The sequence below is a fragment of the Klebsiella sp. HMSC16C06 genome, assembly GCF_001808325.1.
In the GTDB taxonomy this organism is placed as follows: Bacteria; Pseudomonadota; Gammaproteobacteria; order Enterobacterales; family Enterobacteriaceae; genus Klebsiella; species Klebsiella variicola.
Window position 1 is genome coordinate 86,900 of sequence record NZ_KV793012.1, and the last position, 18,855, is coordinate 105,754.

The window sequence follows — 18,855 nt, forward strand, 5'->3', positions numbered from 1 at the left end:
TCTTTACCCTCTTGCCGCTAAGGCGGTCACTCTGTCATAGGCCGCGCCGCTGTGCAGCACATCCAGTACCTGCTGAGCGTTAGCTTTCAGATCTTCATGCCCGTGTAAACGCATCAACATGGCGACGTTGGCGGCGACGGCGGCTTCGTGAGCGGCTTCACCTTTACCTTGTAGCAAGCGCGTCAGAATGTCACGATTTTCTTCCGGCGTGCCGCCCGCCAGCTGCGCCTGATGGTAAGGCGTCAGGCCGAAGTCGTCAGCGGTCAGCTGATAGCTTTTGATTTCCCCGTTATGCAGTTCGGCGACCACCGTGGGCGCATGCAGCGAGACTTCATCCATCCCACCGCTGTGCACCACCGCCGCGCGCTGATAGCCCAGCACGCGCAGGGTCTCGGCGATCGGCAACACCAGTTCCGGGCTGTAGACGCCAATCAGCGCCAGCGGCGGATGCGCCGGGTTGATTAGCGGCCCCAGCACGTTAAACAGGGTGCGGGTCTTCAGCTGCTGACGGACTGGCATCGCGTGGCGGAAACCGGTGTGGTATTTCGGCGCGAACAGGAAACAAACCCCCAGCTCATCGAGCGCCGCGCGGGACTTATCGGCGTTCATATCGAGATTGATGCCGAAGGCCGCCAGCAGGTCAGAAGAGCCTGATTTACTGGAGACGCTGCGGTTACCGTGTTTCGCCACTTTCAATCCACAGGCCGCAGCGACAAAGGCGCTGGCGGTGGAGATATTGATGCTGTTGCTGCCGTCGCCACCGGTGCCGACGATGTCAGCAAACAGGTAGTCCGGGCGCGGGAACGGCGCGGCGTTTTCCAGCAGCGCGGTGGCGGCGCCGGCAATTTCCTGCGGTTGCTCGCCGCGCACTTTCATACTGACCAGCGCGGCGGCCAGTTGCTCAGGTTTCACTTCACCGCGCACGACGGCGGAGAACAGCTGGTGGCTCTCCTGCTGGCTCAGGGTTTCCGCCTGGTACAGCTTCTCAAGGATCGGCTGGAGGGTGTTAGTGTGCTCCAGCTTCTGCAGCGCCCAGGCCAGGGTCTGCTCCAGCAGCCGTGCGCCCTGAGTGGTAAGGATCGATTCCGGATGGAACTGGAAGCCGCACACCCGGTCCGCATCGTGACGCACCGCCATCACCATACCGTTGAAATTGGCGTTAATCGTCAGCCCGGCGGGAATATTGCTGCCAACCAGCGAGTGGTAACGCGCCACCGGCAGTGGGTTAGCCAGACCGGCAAACATAGCCTGGCCGTCGTGCTCAATGCTGGATGCTTTGCCATGGAGGATCTCGCCCGCCTGGCCGACATAGCCGCCGTAGGCTTCAACAATGGCCTGATGACCGAGGCAGATGCCGATGATCGGCAGCTTGCCACGCATACGGGTCAGCAGTTCCGGCATGCAGCCAGCTTCACTCGGCGTACCCGGGCCCGGGGAGAGCATCAGCACCGGGTTGTCCATGGTGCCCAGACGCTCAATCAGCGCCTGCGCCGGGACGGAGTTACGGTAAATCACCACGTTATGACCATTGGCCCGCAGCTGGTCTGCCAGGTTATAGGTGAAAGAATCGATATTATCGAGCAGCAGAATGTCAGCCATCAGAAAATCTCCTTCGCGTGATGGGCCTGGGCAATGGCGCGCAGCACCGCGCGGGCTTTATTTCGGGTCTCATCCGCTTCCGACTGGGGAACCGAGTCGAGCACAATGCCGGCTCCGGCCTGGACGGTAGCGATACCCTCCTGCACGTAGGCGGAACGGATGACGATGCAGGTGTCGAGGTCGCCGTGGGCGGTGAAATAGCCCACCGCGCCGCCGTAGCTGCCGCGGCGTTTACCTTCGGCGGCGGCAATCAGCTGCATGGCGCGGACCTTCGGTGCGCCGCTGAGGGTGCCCATGTTCATGCAGGCGCGGTAGGCGTGCAGCACATCGAGGTCCTGACGCAGTTCGCCGACCACGCGGGAGACCAGATGCATCACGAAGGAGTAACGATCAACCTTCGTTAAATCGGCGACATAGCGGCTGCCCGGGGTACAGATGCGGGCCAGGTCATTACGCGCCAGATCCACCAGCATCAGGTGTTCGGAAAGCTCTTTATGGTCGGTGCGCATTTCCAGTTCGATGCGGCTGTCAAGATCGCGATCCAGCGAGCCGTCGGCGCGGCGGCCGCGTGGCCGGGTGCCGGCGATCGGGTAGATCTCAATCTGACGGCTGACGGCGTCATATTTCAGCGAACTCTCCGGCGAGGCGCCGAACAGGGTGAAATCGTTGTCCTGCATAAAGAACATGTACGGGCTGGGGTTGCTCTTCTTCAGCACATCATAAGCGGCCAGCGGCGACGGGCAGGGCAGCGAGAAGCGACGGGAAGGAACCACCTGGAAGATTTCCCCGGCGCGGATCGCGCGCTGCATTTTGCGCACCACCGCACCGTACTCTTCATCGCTCTGGTCAACGTCGCACTGCATTTCGGCCACAGTGGTAACCGGCAGCGGCGCCGGCGGCTCGTTCAGTTGCTGACGCAGCTGGCTCAGGCGCTGCTCCAGGCGCTGTTTTTCACTCTCCAGCGGGGTGAACAGGCTGGCCTGAATGCGGGTATGCTTAGTCTGATGGTCGATGACCAGCAGAGTTTCAGCCAGATAGAAGCAGTAGTCCGGGCAGGCGGTGTCGCTCTGCAGCGGTGGAAGATCTTCAAAGCCGGCGACCAGGTCATAGGCGAACAGGCCGCCGAAGAACATCGCTTCACGCTCGTTGGCCGGGACGGTCACCAGCTCCTGCAGGAGACGGAAGGCGTCAAACACCGACAGTGAGCAGAGGCGGGCGTCTTCATCGAGCAGGGTGCTGACCGCGGGGAAGGTCAGGATGCGGCCGTTGGGCTGGCGCTGATTGGCGATCCCGGAGGGCAGCGCGCCGTCCAGCAGTTCCAGCAGCGCGGCGCCGTTAGCGGAAAGTGCCTGAATAGTGACAGTGTCACCAAGAGCGGTGATGCGCAGCGCGCTGTCGACCAGCAGCAGGCTTTTTAAGTCATCTTTGCTGTCGATATCAGCGGATTCCAGCAGCAGCGTGGCCGGACGGGCGCCACACAGTTGGTGGAATAACGCCGTCGGGTTCTCCCGGTAGATGGCGTCGCTGGTGAGAAGCTCGAGTGCCGGTTTGGATGTTTGCATTATTGTTCTCGCCTGTTCGTATTATTTTTTGTCCAATAAAAAGCCCGCTCATTGGCGGGCCGGGTATCTGTATGCTGAATGCAAAACGCGATCACGCCGCCCGTTATCAGGAGGTGCGCCACCAGCTGTGCAGAGTGATAAAGTGCATTTTCATCGTGATACCCCTTCATGTGAACTTGCGTACTAGTTAACTAGTTCAATGGAATAAAGTCAACCCTTGTTTGCAGATTTTCTCTGCCTGTCGGTATGATAATGCGCTTATTTACGTTGATGTCCAGCAGGAGTCCTTTTGAGCGACAGCCAATACGCAGTGATTTACGATCTGCACAGCCATACCACCGCCTCTGACGGGCGGCTGACTCCGCAGGAACTGGTCCATCGCGCCCATGAGATGCGCGTAGGCACCCTGGCGATCACCGACCATGACAGCGTGGCGGCGATCCCGGCCGCCCGGGAAGAGATCGCCCGTGCCGGATTACCCTTAACGCTGGTAAACGGCGTCGAGATTTCGACGCTCTGGGAGAATCACGAAATACATATCGTGGGTCTGAATATTGATATTGCGCACCCGACGATGACCGCGCTGCTGGAGGAGCAGAAAGCGCGACGCCAGCTGCGGGGCCAGATGATTGCCGAGCGTCTGGAGAAGGCGCGGATCCCTGGCGCCTGGGAAGGGGCGCTGCGGCTGGCGGACGGTGGCGCCGTCACCCGCGGCCATTTTGCCCGTTTTCTGGTGGAGGCCGGCCATGCGAAAAACATGGCGGAGGTCTTCAAAAAATACCTTGCCCGCGGGAAAACCGGTTACGTGCCGCCGCAGTGGTGTACAATAAAACAAGCGATTGATGTCATTCATCATTCTGGCGGCAAGGCGGTGATAGCCCATCCCGGGCGCTACGATCTCTCCGCCAAGTGGTTGAAGCGGCTGTTGGCCCACTTTAGCGAGCAGGGCGGTGATGCCATGGAAGTGGCCCAGTGTCAGCAGGCGCCCCATGAACGCGCCCAGCTGGCCACCCTGGCCGTGCAGTTTGGTCTGCTGGCGTCACTGGGCTCCGATTTTCATCAGCCCTGTGCGTGGATCGAGCTTGGCCGTAAGCTCTGGCTTCCTGCCGGCGTGGAAGGCGTCTGGCACAGCTGGGAAGCGGCCGCCGAATAAAAATTGAGAGGGAAGTATGAGCCAGTTTTTTTATATCCATCCGGATAACCCGCAGGCGCGGTTGATTAACCAGGCGGTGGAGATTGTGCGTAAGGGCGGGGTGATCGTTTATCCGACCGACTCCGGCTACGCCCTGGGCTGCAAAATTGAAGACAAGGGCGCGATGGAGCGGATCTGCCGTATCCGTCAGTTGCCTGACGGCCACAACTTTACCCTGATGTGCCGCGATCTGTCCGAGCTGTCAACCTACGCTTTTGTCGACAACGTGGCGTTTCGTCTGATGAAAAACAACACGCCGGGCAACTACACCTTTATCCTCAAGGGGACCAAAGAAGTGCCGCGCCGGCTGCTGCAGGAGAAACGTAAAACCATCGGCATGCGCGTCCCGTCTAACCCTATTGCTCAGGCGTTGCTCGAGACTTTAGGCGAACCGATGCTGTCCACGTCGCTGATGCTGCCCGGCAGCGACTTTACCGAGTCCGACCCGGAAGAGATCAAAGATCGTCTGGAGAAAGTGGTGGACCTCATCATTCACGGCGGTTTCCTCGGGCAGCAGCCGACCACGGTTATCGACCTGACGGAAGATACCCCAGTGGTGCTGCGCGAAGGCGTCGGCGACGTGAAGCCTTTCCTCTGATCGTCATCGTCGGGCGGTGGTTCATGCTCCGCCCGGCACCCCGCGTTTCCTTCCTGACGGCACGACAATCAACCACAGCGCCAGACCGATCAGCAGTGCGCCGAGAATCAGCCCTTTTTGTATGGTCTCTCCGAGGCACAAATAGCCCCACAGCGCCGCAAAAGGTGGGATCAAAAAGGTCACGGACAGCGAACGCAGCGGTCCTATATCAGCAATCAGGCGAAAATAGAGAATATACCCTGCTGCCGTACAGACCACGCCCAGCATGACTATCGCTATCCACGGCAGGCTCTGCCGCCAGTCTATGACCGGACCATACCAGCCTGACCAGAGAAAGAAAGGCAACAGAAACAGCGTGGCGCCGACCTGGCTGCCCAACGCAACGCGCTCAGCCTCAAGGCCGCCCCGCTGCTGGATCCAGCGGCGGGTCAGAAAGCCGGCCAGACCGTAACAAGCGGTCGCGATCAGGCAGGCCCCGATCCCTGGCAGCAGGAGGGCGGCGCTGAGGCTGGAGGTTGGGCGCGCAATAACTGCCACGCCAATGGCGCCCAGTAACGCGCCGCCGCCTTTGCGCAGGGTTAACGGTTCTGCAAAGCATAACGCGCCGATAAGCATTCCCATCATCGGCGCCGTGGCGTTGAGCGTGGCGGAGTACCCTGCCGGCAGCCACTGTGCGGCAAGGCAGTACATCAGAAAAGGAAGGCCTGAATTAATGACCCCCAGCTTCAGAGTGGATATGAATTTTCCCTGATACCCGCTCCATTTACCCTGCACGCCGAGTAACAGCCCGAGCGCGATAGCGGCGAACAGTACGCGAAGAAAAGCGCTGATCATCGCCCCGAAGGCCGGGGTGGTGATGCGCATAAACAAAAAACTGGCGCCCCAGAGAGCGGCGAGCAGCAGCAGGCGGCCATAGTCGATAACACGCATGATTGACTCCTTGTATTCACGAAGGAAGTCAACTGTAGAACTCACGTGCAGCGTCCGACAAACGCGTTATGCTTACATGATTAAGTTATTCTTAACTGAGATGCCATGTCGATGAAACTTCCACCGCTGAATGCGCTGCGCTGCTTTGAAGCGGCGGCAAGGCTGCTTAGTCTGAAGCAGGCCGCCAGTGAGCTTTGCGTTACGGCAAGCGCCGTCAGCCAGCAAATTGCCCGCCTCGAGGAAGCGCTGAATACCCCGCTTTTTATTCGTACTCCCCGACAGTTACAGTTAACGGAGGTGGGGGAGATCTACCTGCGGGCCGTTCAGCCCGCCTTTCTCCAGATAGCCGCCGCCACCCAGCGCCTGCAGGTGCCCGCGGGGCCAGAAAAGGTGACGCTCAGCTGTACCAGCGGCTTCGCCATTCAGTGGCTGCTGCCGCGGCTGGCTGATTTTGAACGACGTTATCCAAAGATTGAGATCCAGATCGGCACCACCAACCGGCGAGTAGATTTGCTGAGTGAAGGGATCGATTTTGCCGTGCGTCATGGTGTCGGCGGCTGGCCGGAACTGCAGGCTTACCGCCTGCTGGATGACGACCTTATCCCGGTCTGCAGTCCGCAACTGATTGCTCCGCGCCGGTCCCTCGCCGGTGCGGGCGATCTGCTGCAGTATCCGCTGCTGCACGATGAGCATCGTGAAGACTGGGCGCTGTGGTGTGAGGCCGTGGGGCTGGAGCCGGACCGCGCGCGCCGCGGTCCGGTGTTCACTGATTCCAACGGCGTGACGGAGGCGGCGTTCGCTGGTATGGGGATGGCATTACTGCGACGTTCATTCATAGCGTCTGCGCTGACGCAGGGGCGGCTGGTTAATCCTCTGGCGCAGCCCATCGCCTGTCCGCTGGCCTATCATCTGGTTTACCACGAGACCGCGCTGCTGGCGCCTGCCAACCGCTGTTTTCGCGACTGGCTGCTCGGCCAGCGCCCGGCTGTTGTTGAGGAGGGCGCGCAGTGAGGGGGGCGCTGTCCGATAAAGATCCGTATGCGTGAATGGGCACAGGAGAATGAGGAAAATCTGTTCCATACTAAAGACGGGGCGCGGCGAACAGAAGCTTTCCCGACGAAGTTTTTCTTTTTACAGCGTACAGGTCGCGGAGAAGCGCTTTTTGTTGATAAATGAGAGCACCGTAACAGCTATACCGCAGATGAGGCTTAATCTTCCTAACCCGCAGATGATCAGTTCTGCTGAATTAATCATTTATCGACCCAAAGACAGATACCACCAATTAGTAGGGCAATAAAACCTACCAATGAACACAACAATTCGGCGATAAACCAGTATTTGATGTTTGCAGGTAGCTCCCGTATATAATCGACATCATCATTTTTTCTCTGAATAGACTTTTTGCCAAAGATCAATATGAGGGATCGCTATGCGCTAATTGCATACGTTTCCCTTATCCTCAGTTTCTTATGTAATTGATGATACTGATTGGGAGTGAATAAAATAGCCAAGTTTTGCTCTTGGCTATTTATTTCAATTAAATGAATAATGGTAAATAGAAAACTGATAACATCATGAATAGAAAAATAATACCGACCACGGAAAATCGTACTTTTACACGTAACCAATCGGTATACTGATTAGGAAGTTCTTTAATGAATCGAATTTGTTCATTATCCATTCCTCGCGTATGAAATGAGTTTTCTTTAAAATATAATGCTTTAATAAAAAATGCATCACGCATAAACGAGAAAAAGAACCCCCCATCCTGATAAATTAAAGCCTCTACTGGTCTTGCGCCAAATTTTTCAACAAATAGCGAACAGAGAGTAATGAATTTATTTTTCGAAATGCGATCGTAAATAATTGAAATAACCCCCGTAAGTATTAGGCATAGACACAATACCAATCCAATCGAGTTACGATGCATAATTATAAAATTAATTACCGAAAGTTTCATACAGCTGCTCTCCACCCCATTCACCGAATGCGCCACCTGCACTACTACCGACATAGCCTAAACCAGCCCCAGCAATCACAGAGCAAGCAAGCCCTCCGACACCAGCAGTACCAACACCGATAGCGATACAAAGAGGTATTGCTAAATAGCCACCAGCAACACCAACCCCCGTACCTACAGCAAAGCTACCAATCTCAGTATACTTTTTCTTGGTACATTCAGCTTCGCGACCAACAGAACAAGCCTCATTTATTTCATTTAGTGAATGCAGTCCGCTAAAACCAATGCCTAAATAACCAGTGTAACGCATTGCTTTTACGTATTTAGCTGCCCGTTCGATGTGGGTAGCATAGCCTTCAATGTCACTGATCCCCGTTTCATTCCATTTGTGGGTAATAGAACTGCTGGATAGGCCAAGTGCTTTTTTTATTTTTGTATACTCTCCGAATTTCATAGCCTTATTCAGGAATCTGACTTTAAGTATTGATTCAAGCTCTTTAAACAACAGGCTACGTTGAATGTAAAATTGTTCTCCTATCAACGAGCCTCTCGTTATGTAGGTATTCTTATACGTTTCTTGAATCTCTCTGAGTATTTTTTCGATACTCTCAAAGTATTTTCCAACAGGATCAGCAGCAAGGCCAATTCCTGTATCAGCGTAGCTGGTGAAATTAGCTATGGTTGCGTAGTGTTTGTGCAGCAAGTTAGCTTCCTGGATTGTCAGCGGTTCTAACGCCGCATCAACTCGCGCTTTCGCGGCTTTCATGTGGGCAATCTGCTCGTCGTCCTGTTTATCTGGATCAACCAGAAGCATAATCGAACCAGCTTTGTATCTTTCATCCGGGCCGTTCAGAATAGAGAATAGCTCTTTTGCCCCTGCTGGTGGGTTTTCAGTGAATAACAGACGTTGCCACGCTTCCGTAGTACCGCCATAAGTGATAACGGCAAAACCTGCATCTATACCTGTTTTCTTTTTTGCTGTTTGGGCGTTCTGTTCCGGTTCTGACTCAATCGGCCCTGGAAGTTCAGGCATCTTGACGAGGTGAGGTAGATCAGTGTGCGTTACCGTTGCTTCTCCACCAAGTTCGTAATCATCATCCCAGTTTGAATTGATGAATTTGGATTTACAGGGGCAGGAGCTATAACTGTGTAGTGTTCCGGCAATCCTTTTGCCGTGTATGTCATCATCAAGCCCACCACAAATACGGTAAAGCCCTGGATGTTTGCCACAAGTTACTTTATGCCCTTCACAGGACATATCTCTGTCAAAATGCTGGTGGTCGCTCCATCCTTCAGTGATAACGCCACCACATCGTGTCTTATCACCTCTGAATAAATAGTATCCCTTAACGCCCATCAGTGCTTACTCCCTGACACGGTCAAGAATCCTTCCGGGAGTTCGCAGCCTTCACGAAAAACCAGTTTGCTGCACGATTGTGGGGTAGAGATTATTTCATCACCATTATCAAGCATACTGCCAACGGGTGCAGCGGATGCGCCCTGCATGATTCGGGCCTTGCCAGCACCGGAAATAATAGTGGACTCGCTGCCATCAGCATATACAACCTTGTCACCTACCCGAGCAACTTGTAATCCTCCGGTAGTCGCACCGCCTGAAGCATGGCGAATGACTCCACCGCGACGGGTCAGACTTCCAACGACTGCAAACCGGAAAATGTGAGCTAACGGGCGGCTTAGATGCTGTTTTTTAATTTCCTCAAGTTCTTTCCGGGTTTTGTCATCGCAGAGTGACAAAAGCTCTTCGTCGTAAGGCGGTTGTGATTGGGCCTCATTAATTTCGGGTGTGATTTCGTTGGTATATTGCTGCATAAGTCCCTCTGCTTGTTGTGAATTAATCTTCATACGTAATTCATTGTACAAATAACACCCATGTGCCGGAAGTTGTTTTTCATAAAAATGAAACTGCGTTTTAAAATATTTATTTTGTGAATGTTATGGCGCGATTCATTTACTATCGACTATGTCGAAGCTTTTGCTGTACGGGCAATGCTGCGACTCCGTGACGAAGGTAAATGTGTAGATACTGTTGGAGTAGACACACAGCGTTTTCCCGTTCGCTGTGCTTGACTGTTCCGGATTGCTCATCGTTATACGTCCAAGTTCAGAAAGACTCAGGCGCACAAAACTTGTTGAATCATTTAGTCTAAAATTCGTGTAGTATGTGCGCCCACGAATCATTGTGTGACAGCTTGTGTGATACGTTGTTTGCCATGCTGTGTGCCATGAAATATTTACAGATCAGTGAGTTAAGTTGAGTTTTAGGCTAACTCGTTGTTTTTGAAAGCATACCAGACGCCTGGGAAGGCGACACCTTAAGGAAGCTCAATGAGCGAGAAACTGCAAAAAGTGCTGGCCCGCGCCGGCCACGGCTCCCGCCGTGAAATTGAAGCGAAAATCGAAGCTGGCCGCGTCAGCGTCGACGGAAAAATCGCCACCCTCGGCGATCGTGTGGAAATCGTCCCCGGTTTAAAAATTCGTATCGATGGTCATCTGATCTCGGTGAAAGAGTCTGCTGAGCAGATCTGTCGCGTGCTGGCTTACTATAAGCCGGAAGGCGAGCTGTGCACCCGTAACGATCCGGAAGGGCGCCCGACGGTGTTTGATCGCCTGCCAAAACTGCGCGGCGCGCGCTGGATTGCCGTTGGCCGTCTGGACGTGAACACCTGTGGCCTGCTGCTGTTCACCACCGATGGCGAACTGGCAAACCGCCTGATGCATCCGAGCCGTGAAGTCGAGCGTGAGTACGCCGTTCGCGTTTTCGGCCAGGTGGATGATGATAAGCTGCGTCAGCTGTCTCGCGGCGTGCAGTTAGAAGATGGTCCGGCAGCATTTAAAACCATCAAATTCACCGGCGGTGAAGGGATTAACCAGTGGTACAACGTCACCCTGACCGAAGGGCGTAACCGCGAAGTGCGTCGCCTGTGGGAAGCGGTCGGCGTGCAGGTCAGCCGTCTGATCCGCGTGCGCTATGGCGATATTCTGCTGCCGAAAGGCCTGCCGCGCGGCGGCTATACCGAACTGGACCTGGCGCAGACCAACTACCTGCGCGAGCTGGTGGAGCTGACGCCGGAAACCAGTTCTAAAGTTGCCGTCGAGAAAGACCGTCGCCGGATGAAAGCCAATCAGATCCGTCGGGCGGTGAAGCGTCACAGCCAGACCAGCGCTAACCCGCGCCAGGGTAACAACAGCAATCGTCGTTCCAGTACTCGCAATAAGACCAACGGTTAATGTTGTGCGTTCCGGTGGATTGCCGCCGGAACGCGTACTGCCTTTCGCCGTATCAGGCCCTCAGTAGTCAATTCCCATCTGCGCTTTGATCCCGGCATCAAACGCATGCTTGACCGGACGCAGTTCGCTGACGGTATCCGCCAGTTCAATAATATCGCGATGGCAGCCGCGGCCGGTGATGATCACCGACTGATGGACAGGACGCTCACGCAGGGCGCTCAGCACCGACTCCAGCGGCAGGTAATCGTACGCCACCATGTAGGTCAGCTCATCCAGCAACACCAGATCGAGCTGGTCGTCAGCAAGCATACGGCGGGCATGCTCCCAGACCGCCAGACAGGCGGCGGTGTCGCTGTCGCGGTCCTGGGTGTTCCAGGTGAAGCCTGTCGCCATCACCTGAAATTCGACGCCGTGGGGTTCCAGCAGGTTACGCTCACCGTTAGGCCAGGTCCCCTTGATAAACTGGATCACGCCGACCTTTTTGCCGTGGCCGACGGCGCGGGTCGCGGTGCCAAAGGCGGCGGTGGTTTTGCCTTTGCCGTTGCCGGTAAAGACCATCACAATGCCGCGTTCGTCCTGGGCTGCCGCCACCCGGGCGTCAACTTTATCTTTCAGCCGCTGCTGGCGTTCGCGGTAGCGTTCATCACTCATTGGGCAATTCCTGGCTTACGGCCCGGTTGGGCGTCAAAGGTCATTCCCGTCTTGCGGCGACTGTCGTCACCCATCAGCCACAGATAGACGGGCATAATGTCAGCGGGGGTCTTCAGTTTTAGCGGATCTTCCGTCGGGAAGGCGCTGGCGCGCATCCCGGTGCGGGTGCCGCCGGGGTTGATGCAGTTCACCCGCAGATGGCGGCTTTGGTACTCGTCGGCCAGCACCTGCATCATCCCTTCGGTGGCGAATTTGGAGACCGCATAGGCGCCCCAGTTGGCGCGGCCCTGACGGCCAACGCTGGACGAGGTGAAGACCAGCGAGCCCGCATCCGAACGGAGTAATAAAGGAAGAAGCGCCTGGGTCAACATAAAGGTGCCATTGACGTTCACCTGCATCACCTGCTGCCAGACCTCCGGCTTCTGCTCGTCCATAGGGCAGATGTCGCCGAGCAGGCCGGCGTTGTGCAGCACGCCGTCAAGACGGGGATAGTGCATACTTATCTGCTGCGCCAGCTGCTGGCACTCCTGCGGCGTGCAGGTTAGCAGGTCGAGGGTAAACCAGCGGGCGGGAATGCCGCCCTCGCGTTCAATCTCCTGGGCGACGGCGCGCAGTTTTTCGTCGTTGCGGCCAAGAAGAATCACGCTGGCGCTGTAGCGCGCGTAGGTCAGGGCCGCTTCACGACCAATCCCGTCGCTGGCGCCGGTGACCAGGATGATGCGATCTTTCAGCAAGTGGCGTTGCGGTTGATAATGCACGGCGACTCCTTGGGCGATCGGTTCCCGATCGCGCTTCATCTTTGGTATCTCACTTTTGCGCTGTTATGCCTGAAAGTGCTCGCCATTGCAATCGGCGAAGCGGAAAGTATTCAGAAAATTAATATCTTGCAACGATTTCAGCCTCGCTGAAAAAAAACGGAATCCGCTGCGCACAAGACACAAAGCACAAAGACTTCTCGCCAGGGGCTGATGTACACTGTGCAGCAACGTCAGTGCTTTACACAAGGTGAAAACGTGGAATTACTTGCTCAGTACGGCTTATTTTTAGCCAAGATCGCGACGGTTGTCGTCGCTATCGCGGTGATTGCCGCTATTATCGTCAACCTGGCCCAGCGTAAGAAGCAGCGCGGCGAACTGCGGGTGACCAATCTTAGCGAGCATTACAAAGAGATGAAGGAATCGCTGGCGGTGGCGCTGCTTGACGGCCCGCAGCAGAAACAGTGGCATAAGGCGCAGAAAAAAAAGCAAAAACAAGAGGCGAAGGCCGCGAAAGCGCGGGCGAAGCTGGGTAACGTGGAGCCGGAAGGCAAGCCGCGCGCCTGGGTGCTGGATTTCAAAGGCAGTATGGATGCCCATGAGGTCAACAGCCTGCGGGAAGAGATCACGGCGGTACTGGCGGCGGCGAAAGCGCGTGACCAGGTGGTGATTCGTCTGGAAAGCCCCGGCGGGGTGGTGCACGGTTACGGGCTGGCAGCCTCTCAGCTGCAGCGGTTGCGCGACAAACAGATCCCGCTGACGGTGGCGGTTGACAAAGTGGCGGCCAGCGGCGGCTATATGATGGCTTGCGTGGCCAACAAAATTGTGTCGGCGCCGTTTGCGATCCTTGGCTCCATTGGCGTGGTGGCGCAGATCCCTAACCTCCATCGCTTCCTTAAGAACAAAGATATTGATATCGAACTGCATACCGCCGGGCAGTACAAACGAACCCTCACTATGCTGGGCGAAAATACCGAAGAAGGGCGGCGCAAGTTCCGTGAGGATCTCAATGAGACGCACCATCTGTTCAAGGATTTCGTCCATCGGATGCGTCCGGGACTTGATATTGAGCAGGTAGCTACCGGCGAGCACTGGTACGGGGTGCAGGCGCTGGAAAAAGGGCTGGTGGATGCGGTTGAAACCAGTGATGAGCTGTTGCTGGGGCTCATGGAGAGCCACGAGGTGATCGGGGTGCGTTATCAACAGCGTAAGAAAATGCTCGACCGCTTCACCGGTAGCGCCGCGGAGAGCGCCGATCGACTTCTGCTGCGCTGGTGGCAGCGCGGTCAGAAACCGCTGATGTAAACAACATAACGCGAGGCCAGGGCCTCGCGTTATCGTTTCCACCGGCCTTAATCGACCAGGTGATACTTGTCCGACAGCTCGTGGGCGAGGTACTTAAACATGTTAAATACCGCCGTACTCTTCGGCGTCGGTAAACCCTGCTCGTCAAGATAAAACTCACCGCTAAACACCAGGACATTGTTGCGCTGAACGACGTCGGTGGCTTCGATACCGGCTAACGTATCCTCATGTTCGCGAATAAGTTTGTTGGCTTTTTCGAGCAGCGTCTGGCGATCGATAGGTTGGGTTGTACCTTGCATAACGGACTCCTCTTTTTCTCCGCGCGTAGTTTACGCCGCGCGGCGGCGTGGGGCAAATTTTCCATGGACAAAACAGGGGTAATCGTAACCAGTGGAGAAACAGCCGTTTACTGGCGGGTTTCGCTTTTGCATGCTAATAAAGTTGCGTAACGAATTTTATCAGGTACAGTGTGACGCTTTCGGCGATCTGGCAACAGATTTGCTTGACATTCGGCCAAAAATTCTTCGTGCTATGTCACCTGACGAAAAAAAGTCAGCAAACTCAAACGCCTGGTTTTACGGAGATGAAGCGGGTGTTCAGGGTTGATATTCACCGACGGTGCCGCAACATATGAGGCAGTCGCCAGTGGAGGGTGTATGAATGTGCGATGTATTCCTGGATGAATCAAATTAGGTAAAGGTGAATATGGGTAAAGCTCTCGTTATCGTTGAGTCCCCGGCAAAAGCCAAAACGATCAATAAGTATCTGGGTAATGACTACGTGGTGAAATCCAGCGTCGGTCATATCCGCGATTTGCCGACCAGTGGATCAGCTTCCAAAAAGAGCACCGACTCTACCGCCACCAAAGGGGCTAAAAAGCCTAAAAAGGACGAACGTGGTGCTCTGGTTAACCGCATGGGCGTGGACCCATGGCATGACTGGAATGCGCACTATGAAGTACTTCCGGGTAAAGAAAAGGTAGTTTCAGAACTCAAACAGTTGGCGGAAAAAGCTGACCACATCTATCTCGCAACCGACCTTGACCGCGAAGGGGAAGCCATTGCCTGGCACCTGCGGGAAGTGATCGGCGGCGATGAACAGCGTTATAGCCGCGTGGTGTTCAATGAGATCACCAAAAACGCTATTCGTCAGGCCTTCGAAAAGCCGGGCGAACTGAATATCGATCGGGTTAACGCCCAGCAGGCGCGCCGCTTTATGGACCGCGTGGTGGGCTATATGGTCTCGCCGCTGCTGTGGAAGAAAATTGCCCGTGGTCTTTCTGCCGGGCGCGTGCAGTCCGTTGCGGTCCGCCTGGTGGTGGAACGTGAGCGTGAAATCAAAGCCTTCGTCCCGGAAGAGTACTGGGAAGTTGATGCCAGCACCACCACGCCGGGCGGCGACGCGCTGCCTCTGCAGGTGACCCATAAAGACGATAAGCCGTTCCGTCCGGTCAGCCGTGATGAGACCATGGCGGCGGTATCGCTGCTGGAAAAAGCCAGCTACAGCGTGCTGGAGCGAGAAGACAAGCCGACCAGCAGCAAGCCGGGCGCGCCGTTCATCACCTCCACGCTGCAGCAGGCGGCCAGCACCCGTCTCGGCTTCGGCGTGAAAAAGACCATGATGATGGCTCAACGTCTCTATGAGGCGGGGCACATCACCTATATGCGTACCGACTCCACCAACCTGAGTCAGGACGCGCTGAACATGGTTCGCGGTTATATCAGCGACAACTTTGGCAAAAAATATCTGCCGGAGAGCGCTAACCAGTACGCCAGCAAAGAAAACTCGCAGGAAGCGCACGAAGCGATTCGTCCTTCTGATGTGAGCGTGCTGGCGGAAACGCTGAAAGATATGGAAGCCGATGCGCAGAAGCTCTATCAGCTGATCTGGCGCCAGTTTGTCGCCTGTCAGATGACGCCGGCGCAATACGATTCCACCACGTTGACCGTGGCGGCGGGCGATTTCAAACTGAAAGCGCGCGGTCGTACCTTACGTTTCGACGGCTGGACCAAAGTGATGCCGGCGCTGCGCAAGGGCGATGAAGACCGGACGTTGCCGGTGGTTAAACAGGGCGACCGCCTGAGCCTGGTGGAGCTGACGCCTGCGCAGCACTTTACCAAGCCGCCGGCGCGCTTCAGCGAAGCTTCGCTGGTCAAAGAGCTGGAAAAACGCGGTATCGGCCGTCCTTCCACCTACGCTTCGATCATCTCGACCATTCAGGATCGCGGCTACGTGCGGGTGGAAAACCGTCGTTTCTATGCGGAGAAAATGGGCGAAATCGTCACCGATCGGCTGGAAGAAAACTTCCGCGATCTGATGAACTACGACTTCACCGCGCAGATGGAAGATCGTCTCGACCAGGTAGCCAACCACCAGGCCGAATGGAAAGAGGTGCTGAACCACTTCTTCGGCGATTTTACTACTCAGCTGGAGACCGCAGAGAAAGATCCGGAAGAGGGCGGCATGCAGCCGAACCCGATGGTGCTTACCAGCATCGACTGCCCGACCTGTGGACGTAAAATGGGCATCCGTACCGCCAGCACCGGTGTTTTCCTCGGCTGTTCGGGCTATGCTCTGCCGCCGAAAGAGCGTTGCAAAACCACCATCAACCTGGTGCCGGAAAACGAAGTCCTCAACGTGCTGGAAGGCGATGACGCGGAAACCAACGCGCTGCGTGCCAAACGTCGCTGTCAGAAGTGCGGGACCGCAATGGACAGCTACCTTATCGATCCTAAGCGTAAACTGCACGTGTGTGGTAATAACCCGACCTGTGACGGCTATGAGATTGAAGAGGGCGAGTTCCGCATCAAGGGCTATGACGGTCCGGTAGTGGAGTGCGAGAAGTGCGGTTCTGAAATGCACCTGAAAATGGGGCGTTTCGGCAAGTACATGGCCTGTACCAACGACGAGTGTAAGAACACGCGTAAGATCCTGCGCAACGGCGAAGTGGCTCCGCCGAAGGAAGATCCGGTGCCGCTGCCGGAGCTGCCGTGCGAGAAGTCTGACGCGTACTTTGTGTTGCGCGACGGGGCGGCGGGTGTCTTCCTGGCGGCCAACACCTTCCCGAAATCACGGGAAACGCGTGCGCCGCTGGTGGAAGAGCTGTACCGCTTCCGCGATCGTCTGCCGGAAAAACTGCGCTATCTCGCTGATGCGCCGCAGCAGGATCCGGAAGGTAATAAAACGCTGGTGCGCTTTAGCCGTAAAACGAAACAGCAGTATGTGGCTTCCGAAAAAGAGGGCAAAGCGACCGGCTGGTCAGCCTTCTTTATTGACGGTAAATGGACTGAAGCCAAAAAGTAATCGTGCAGTATCAGGCAGGAAAAGCGCGCTTTTCCTGCACTAACGGCCGGCAGAGGCAGTGGATGCCTCTGCCGCGTCGTTTCCCCTTCTGGATGATCTTTTCTTCCCCTTATAACCACCTATATTATTTTTCGTTAGTATCTATACACTGTTGATATAAATGATATAGTGGTTATAGCTAATCCCTTTTTTATTATTAAAACGTCTTATACATCATCGCTTTCAGGATGCGTTGCGGCGCCACTACGGCCAACTGCCGGGAGGCTGGCCTCACGGTCGACAAGTTGCCTGAACGTAAAGTGTATTAAGCGGCTTCATTTTACGCGCAAACGGATATCAGCATGAAACTACAACAGCTTCGCTACATCGTTGAGGTGGTGAACCATAACCTGAATGTTTCATCCACCGCCGAAGGGCTTTATACCTCCCAGCCGGGCATCAGTAAGCAGGTCCGCATGCTGGAAGATGAGCTGGGCATCCAGATTTTCGCCCGCAGCGGCAAACATTTAACTCAGGTGACACCTGCCGGGCAGGAGATCATCCGTATCGCCCGCGAGGTATTATCGAAAGTCGATGCGATTAAATCTGTCGCCGGGGAGCATACCTGGCCTGATAAAGGGTCGTTATATGTGGCGACGACCCATACTCAGGCGCGCTATGCGTTACCGGGGGTCATCAAGGGCTTTATTGAACGCTACCCGCGCGTGTCGCTGCATATGCATCAGGGCTCGCCAACCCAGATTGCAGAAGCCGTATCGAAAGGCAACGCCGACTTCGCCATCGCCACCGAGGCGCTGCATCTGTATGACGATCTGGTGATGTTGCCATGCTATCACTGGAACCGGTCGATTGTGGTGACGCCTGAGCATCCTCTGGCCGCGAAGGGCTCGGTTTCCATTGAAGAGCTGGCGCAGTACCCGCTGGTGACCTATACCTTTGGCTTTACCGGCCGTTCGGAACTGGATACCGCGTTTAACCGAGCGGGTCTGACGCCGCGCATTGTCTTCACCGCCACTGACGCCGACGTGATCAAAACCTATGTTCGCCTGGGGCTTGGGGTCGGGGTGATAGCCAGCATGGCAGTCGATCCGGTCTCTGACCCGGACCTGGTGAAGCTGGATGCGAACGGCATATTCAGCCACAGCACCACCAAAATTGGTTTCCGCCGTAGCACCTTCTTACGAAGCTACATGTATGATTTTATTCAACGTTTTGCACCCCATCTGACCCGGGATGTCGTGGATACCGCGGTGGCTTTGCGGTCGAATGAAGATATTGAAGCGATGTTTAAAGATATAAAACTTCCGGAAAAATAACCCTTAAAAAAATAATGGCATTCCCTGTGGGGAGTGCCATTGACTATCATGGTCCTAATTTAACATCTTAAACCTCGAACCAATCACAAAATTAATAATTTCTGGCAACACGTTTGTCATTATGCCCGCCGCGATCAAATAACCGGTTAAATATATTCCATCAGGCCTAAATTCACTGGATTAATCTTTTATCCATAATTAAGATTTATCTGTACCTGATGATTTGAGCAATTGGTGGTGACAATATGATAAGTAATATCGATTACATGAAACTGGCGATGTCATACGAGAATGACAAAACCGAAATCGATCCCGTTCTGCGTAGTCGCGTATGGGGCGTAGTGTTGGTAGGGCTGGCGATGTTCTGGAGCATCATCGCGCTTACCATCTGCAACATCTGGATTGTCAGCTAAAGCTGTAGGTCATCGTTGTAGA

General features: G+C 55.3%; 18 protein-coding genes and 1 other annotated feature. Of the genes, 8 read left to right on the forward strand and 10 right to left on the reverse strand.

Annotated features, from left to right (window positions below):
* Positions 1-3 precede the first annotated feature (3 nt).
* The gene (trpD, locus tag HMPREF3142_RS19265) at positions 4-1,599 is read right to left on the reverse strand and encodes a bifunctional anthranilate synthase glutamate amidotransferase component TrpG/anthranilate phosphoribosyltransferase TrpD (protein ID WP_004148109.1); all 1,596 of its coding nucleotides are present in this window, start codon (positions 1,597-1,599) and stop codon (positions 4-6) included.
* Positions 1,599-3,161 carry an anthranilate synthase component 1 gene (locus HMPREF3142_RS19270; RefSeq protein WP_012542057.1) on the reverse strand — a complete coding sequence of 521 codons (1,563 nt, stop codon included), beginning with the start codon at positions 3,159-3,161 and terminating at the stop codon, positions 1,599-1,601. The genes trpD and HMPREF3142_RS19270 overlap by 1 nt, the downstream gene beginning before the upstream one ends.
* A gap of 34 nt (positions 3,162-3,195) precedes the next feature.
* Positions 3,196-3,291, reverse strand: a sequence feature (Trp leader region).
* 159 nt (positions 3,292-3,450) lie between these two features.
* Here HMPREF3142_RS19270 and rnm point away from each other — a divergent pair.
* Both rnm and HMPREF3142_RS19280 read left to right on the forward strand, forming a co-directional pair.
* Positions 3,451-4,314, forward strand: a complete 864-nt coding sequence (rnm, locus tag HMPREF3142_RS19275) for an RNase RNM (RefSeq protein WP_070612350.1) — start codon at positions 3,451-3,453, stop codon at positions 4,312-4,314.
* Positions 4,315-4,330: 16 nt separating this feature from the next.
* A complete protein-coding gene (locus tag HMPREF3142_RS19280) occupies positions 4,331-4,951 on the forward strand; it encodes an L-threonylcarbamoyladenylate synthase (protein WP_008807778.1) in 621 nt (206 codons plus the stop codon).
* Positions 4,952-4,972: 21 nt separating this feature from the next.
* Here the strand turns inward: HMPREF3142_RS19280 and HMPREF3142_RS19285 are convergent, their stop codons facing one another.
* Complete coding sequence (locus HMPREF3142_RS19285) at positions 4,973-5,881, reverse strand: DMT family transporter (protein ID WP_064142474.1); 909 nt, start codon at positions 5,879-5,881, stop codon at positions 4,973-4,975.
* Between the two features lie 111 nt (positions 5,882-5,992).
* Between HMPREF3142_RS19285 and gcvA the strand changes: the two genes are divergently transcribed.
* A complete protein-coding gene (gene gcvA / locus HMPREF3142_RS19290) occupies positions 5,993-6,892 on the forward strand; it encodes a transcriptional regulator GcvA (RefSeq protein ID WP_032691360.1) in 900 nt (299 codons plus the stop codon).
* A 526-nt stretch (positions 6,893-7,418) separates the two neighbouring features.
* Here the strand turns inward: gcvA and HMPREF3142_RS28270 are convergent.
* From HMPREF3142_RS28270 to HMPREF3142_RS29940, 4 genes are all read right to left on the reverse strand, one after another.
* Positions 7,419-7,841: a hypothetical protein gene (locus HMPREF3142_RS28270; RefSeq protein ID WP_077270054.1), complete on the reverse strand. Its 423-nt coding sequence runs from the start codon at positions 7,839-7,841 to the stop codon at positions 7,419-7,421.
* Positions 7,822-9,198 carry a PAAR domain-containing protein gene (locus tag HMPREF3142_RS19300; RefSeq protein ID WP_070612352.1) on the reverse strand — a complete coding sequence of 459 codons (1,377 nt, stop codon included), beginning with the start codon at positions 9,196-9,198 and terminating at the stop codon, positions 7,822-7,824. The genes HMPREF3142_RS28270 and HMPREF3142_RS19300 overlap by 20 nt, the downstream gene beginning before the upstream one ends.
* Entirely contained in the window at positions 9,198-9,704 is a 507-nt protein-coding gene (locus HMPREF3142_RS19305) for a PAAR domain-containing protein (RefSeq protein WP_070612354.1), read from the reverse strand. Before HMPREF3142_RS19305 ends, HMPREF3142_RS19300 begins: the two co-directional genes overlap by 1 nt.
* Before the next feature lie 102 nt (positions 9,705-9,806).
* A complete protein-coding gene (locus HMPREF3142_RS29940) occupies positions 9,807-10,040 on the reverse strand; it encodes a hypothetical protein (protein ID WP_071527864.1) in 234 nt (77 codons plus the stop codon).
* A 147-nt stretch (positions 10,041-10,187) separates the two neighbouring features.
* On the opposite strand from HMPREF3142_RS29940, the gene rluB reads away from it, so the two are divergent.
* Positions 10,188-11,090 carry a 23S rRNA pseudouridine(2605) synthase RluB gene (gene rluB, locus HMPREF3142_RS19310; RefSeq protein ID WP_008807781.1) on the forward strand — a complete coding sequence of 301 codons (903 nt, stop codon included), beginning with the start codon at positions 10,188-10,190 and terminating at the stop codon, positions 11,088-11,090.
* Positions 11,091-11,150: 60 nt separating this feature from the next.
* Here rluB and cobO read toward each other — a convergent pair whose 3' ends face one another.
* Together cobO and HMPREF3142_RS19320 are read right to left on the reverse strand one after the other, a co-directional pair.
* Positions 11,151-11,741: a cob(I)yrinic acid a,c-diamide adenosyltransferase gene (cobO, locus tag HMPREF3142_RS19315; RefSeq protein WP_070612357.1), complete on the reverse strand. Its 591-nt coding sequence runs from the start codon at positions 11,739-11,741 to the stop codon at positions 11,151-11,153.
* A complete protein-coding gene (locus HMPREF3142_RS19320) occupies positions 11,738-12,499 on the reverse strand; it encodes a YciK family oxidoreductase (protein WP_061154908.1) in 762 nt (253 codons plus the stop codon). Before HMPREF3142_RS19320 ends, cobO begins: the two co-directional genes overlap by 4 nt.
* A 255-nt stretch (positions 12,500-12,754) precedes the next feature.
* On the opposite strand from HMPREF3142_RS19320, the gene sohB reads away from it, so the two are divergent.
* On the forward strand, positions 12,755-13,801 hold the full coding sequence (gene sohB / locus HMPREF3142_RS19330) for a protease SohB (RefSeq protein WP_008807783.1): 1,047 nt from the start codon (positions 12,755-12,757) through the stop codon (positions 13,799-13,801).
* Positions 13,802-13,848: 47 nt separating this feature from the next.
* Here the strand turns inward: sohB and HMPREF3142_RS19335 are convergent, their stop codons facing one another.
* Positions 13,849-14,100: a YciN family protein gene (locus HMPREF3142_RS19335; RefSeq protein ID WP_002901761.1), complete on the reverse strand. Its 252-nt coding sequence runs from the start codon at positions 14,098-14,100 to the stop codon at positions 13,849-13,851.
* 406 nt (positions 14,101-14,506) lie between these two features.
* Between HMPREF3142_RS19335 and topA the strand changes: the two genes are divergently transcribed.
* From topA to HMPREF3142_RS28280, 3 genes are all read left to right on the forward strand, one after another.
* Positions 14,507-17,104: a type I DNA topoisomerase gene (gene topA / locus HMPREF3142_RS19340; RefSeq protein WP_008807785.1), complete on the forward strand. Its 2,598-nt coding sequence runs from the start codon at positions 14,507-14,509 to the stop codon at positions 17,102-17,104.
* A gap of 341 nt (positions 17,105-17,445) precedes the next feature.
* Positions 17,446-18,420, forward strand: a complete 975-nt coding sequence (cysB, locus tag HMPREF3142_RS19345; protein ID WP_008807786.1) for an HTH-type transcriptional regulator CysB — start codon at positions 17,446-17,448, stop codon at positions 18,418-18,420.
* A gap of 245 nt (positions 18,421-18,665) precedes the next feature.
* Positions 18,666-18,833 carry a YmiA family putative membrane protein gene (locus HMPREF3142_RS28280; RefSeq protein WP_002901776.1) on the forward strand — a complete coding sequence of 56 codons (168 nt, stop codon included), beginning with the start codon at positions 18,666-18,668 and terminating at the stop codon, positions 18,831-18,833.
* The last annotated feature ends 22 nt before the right edge of the window (positions 18,834-18,855 follow it).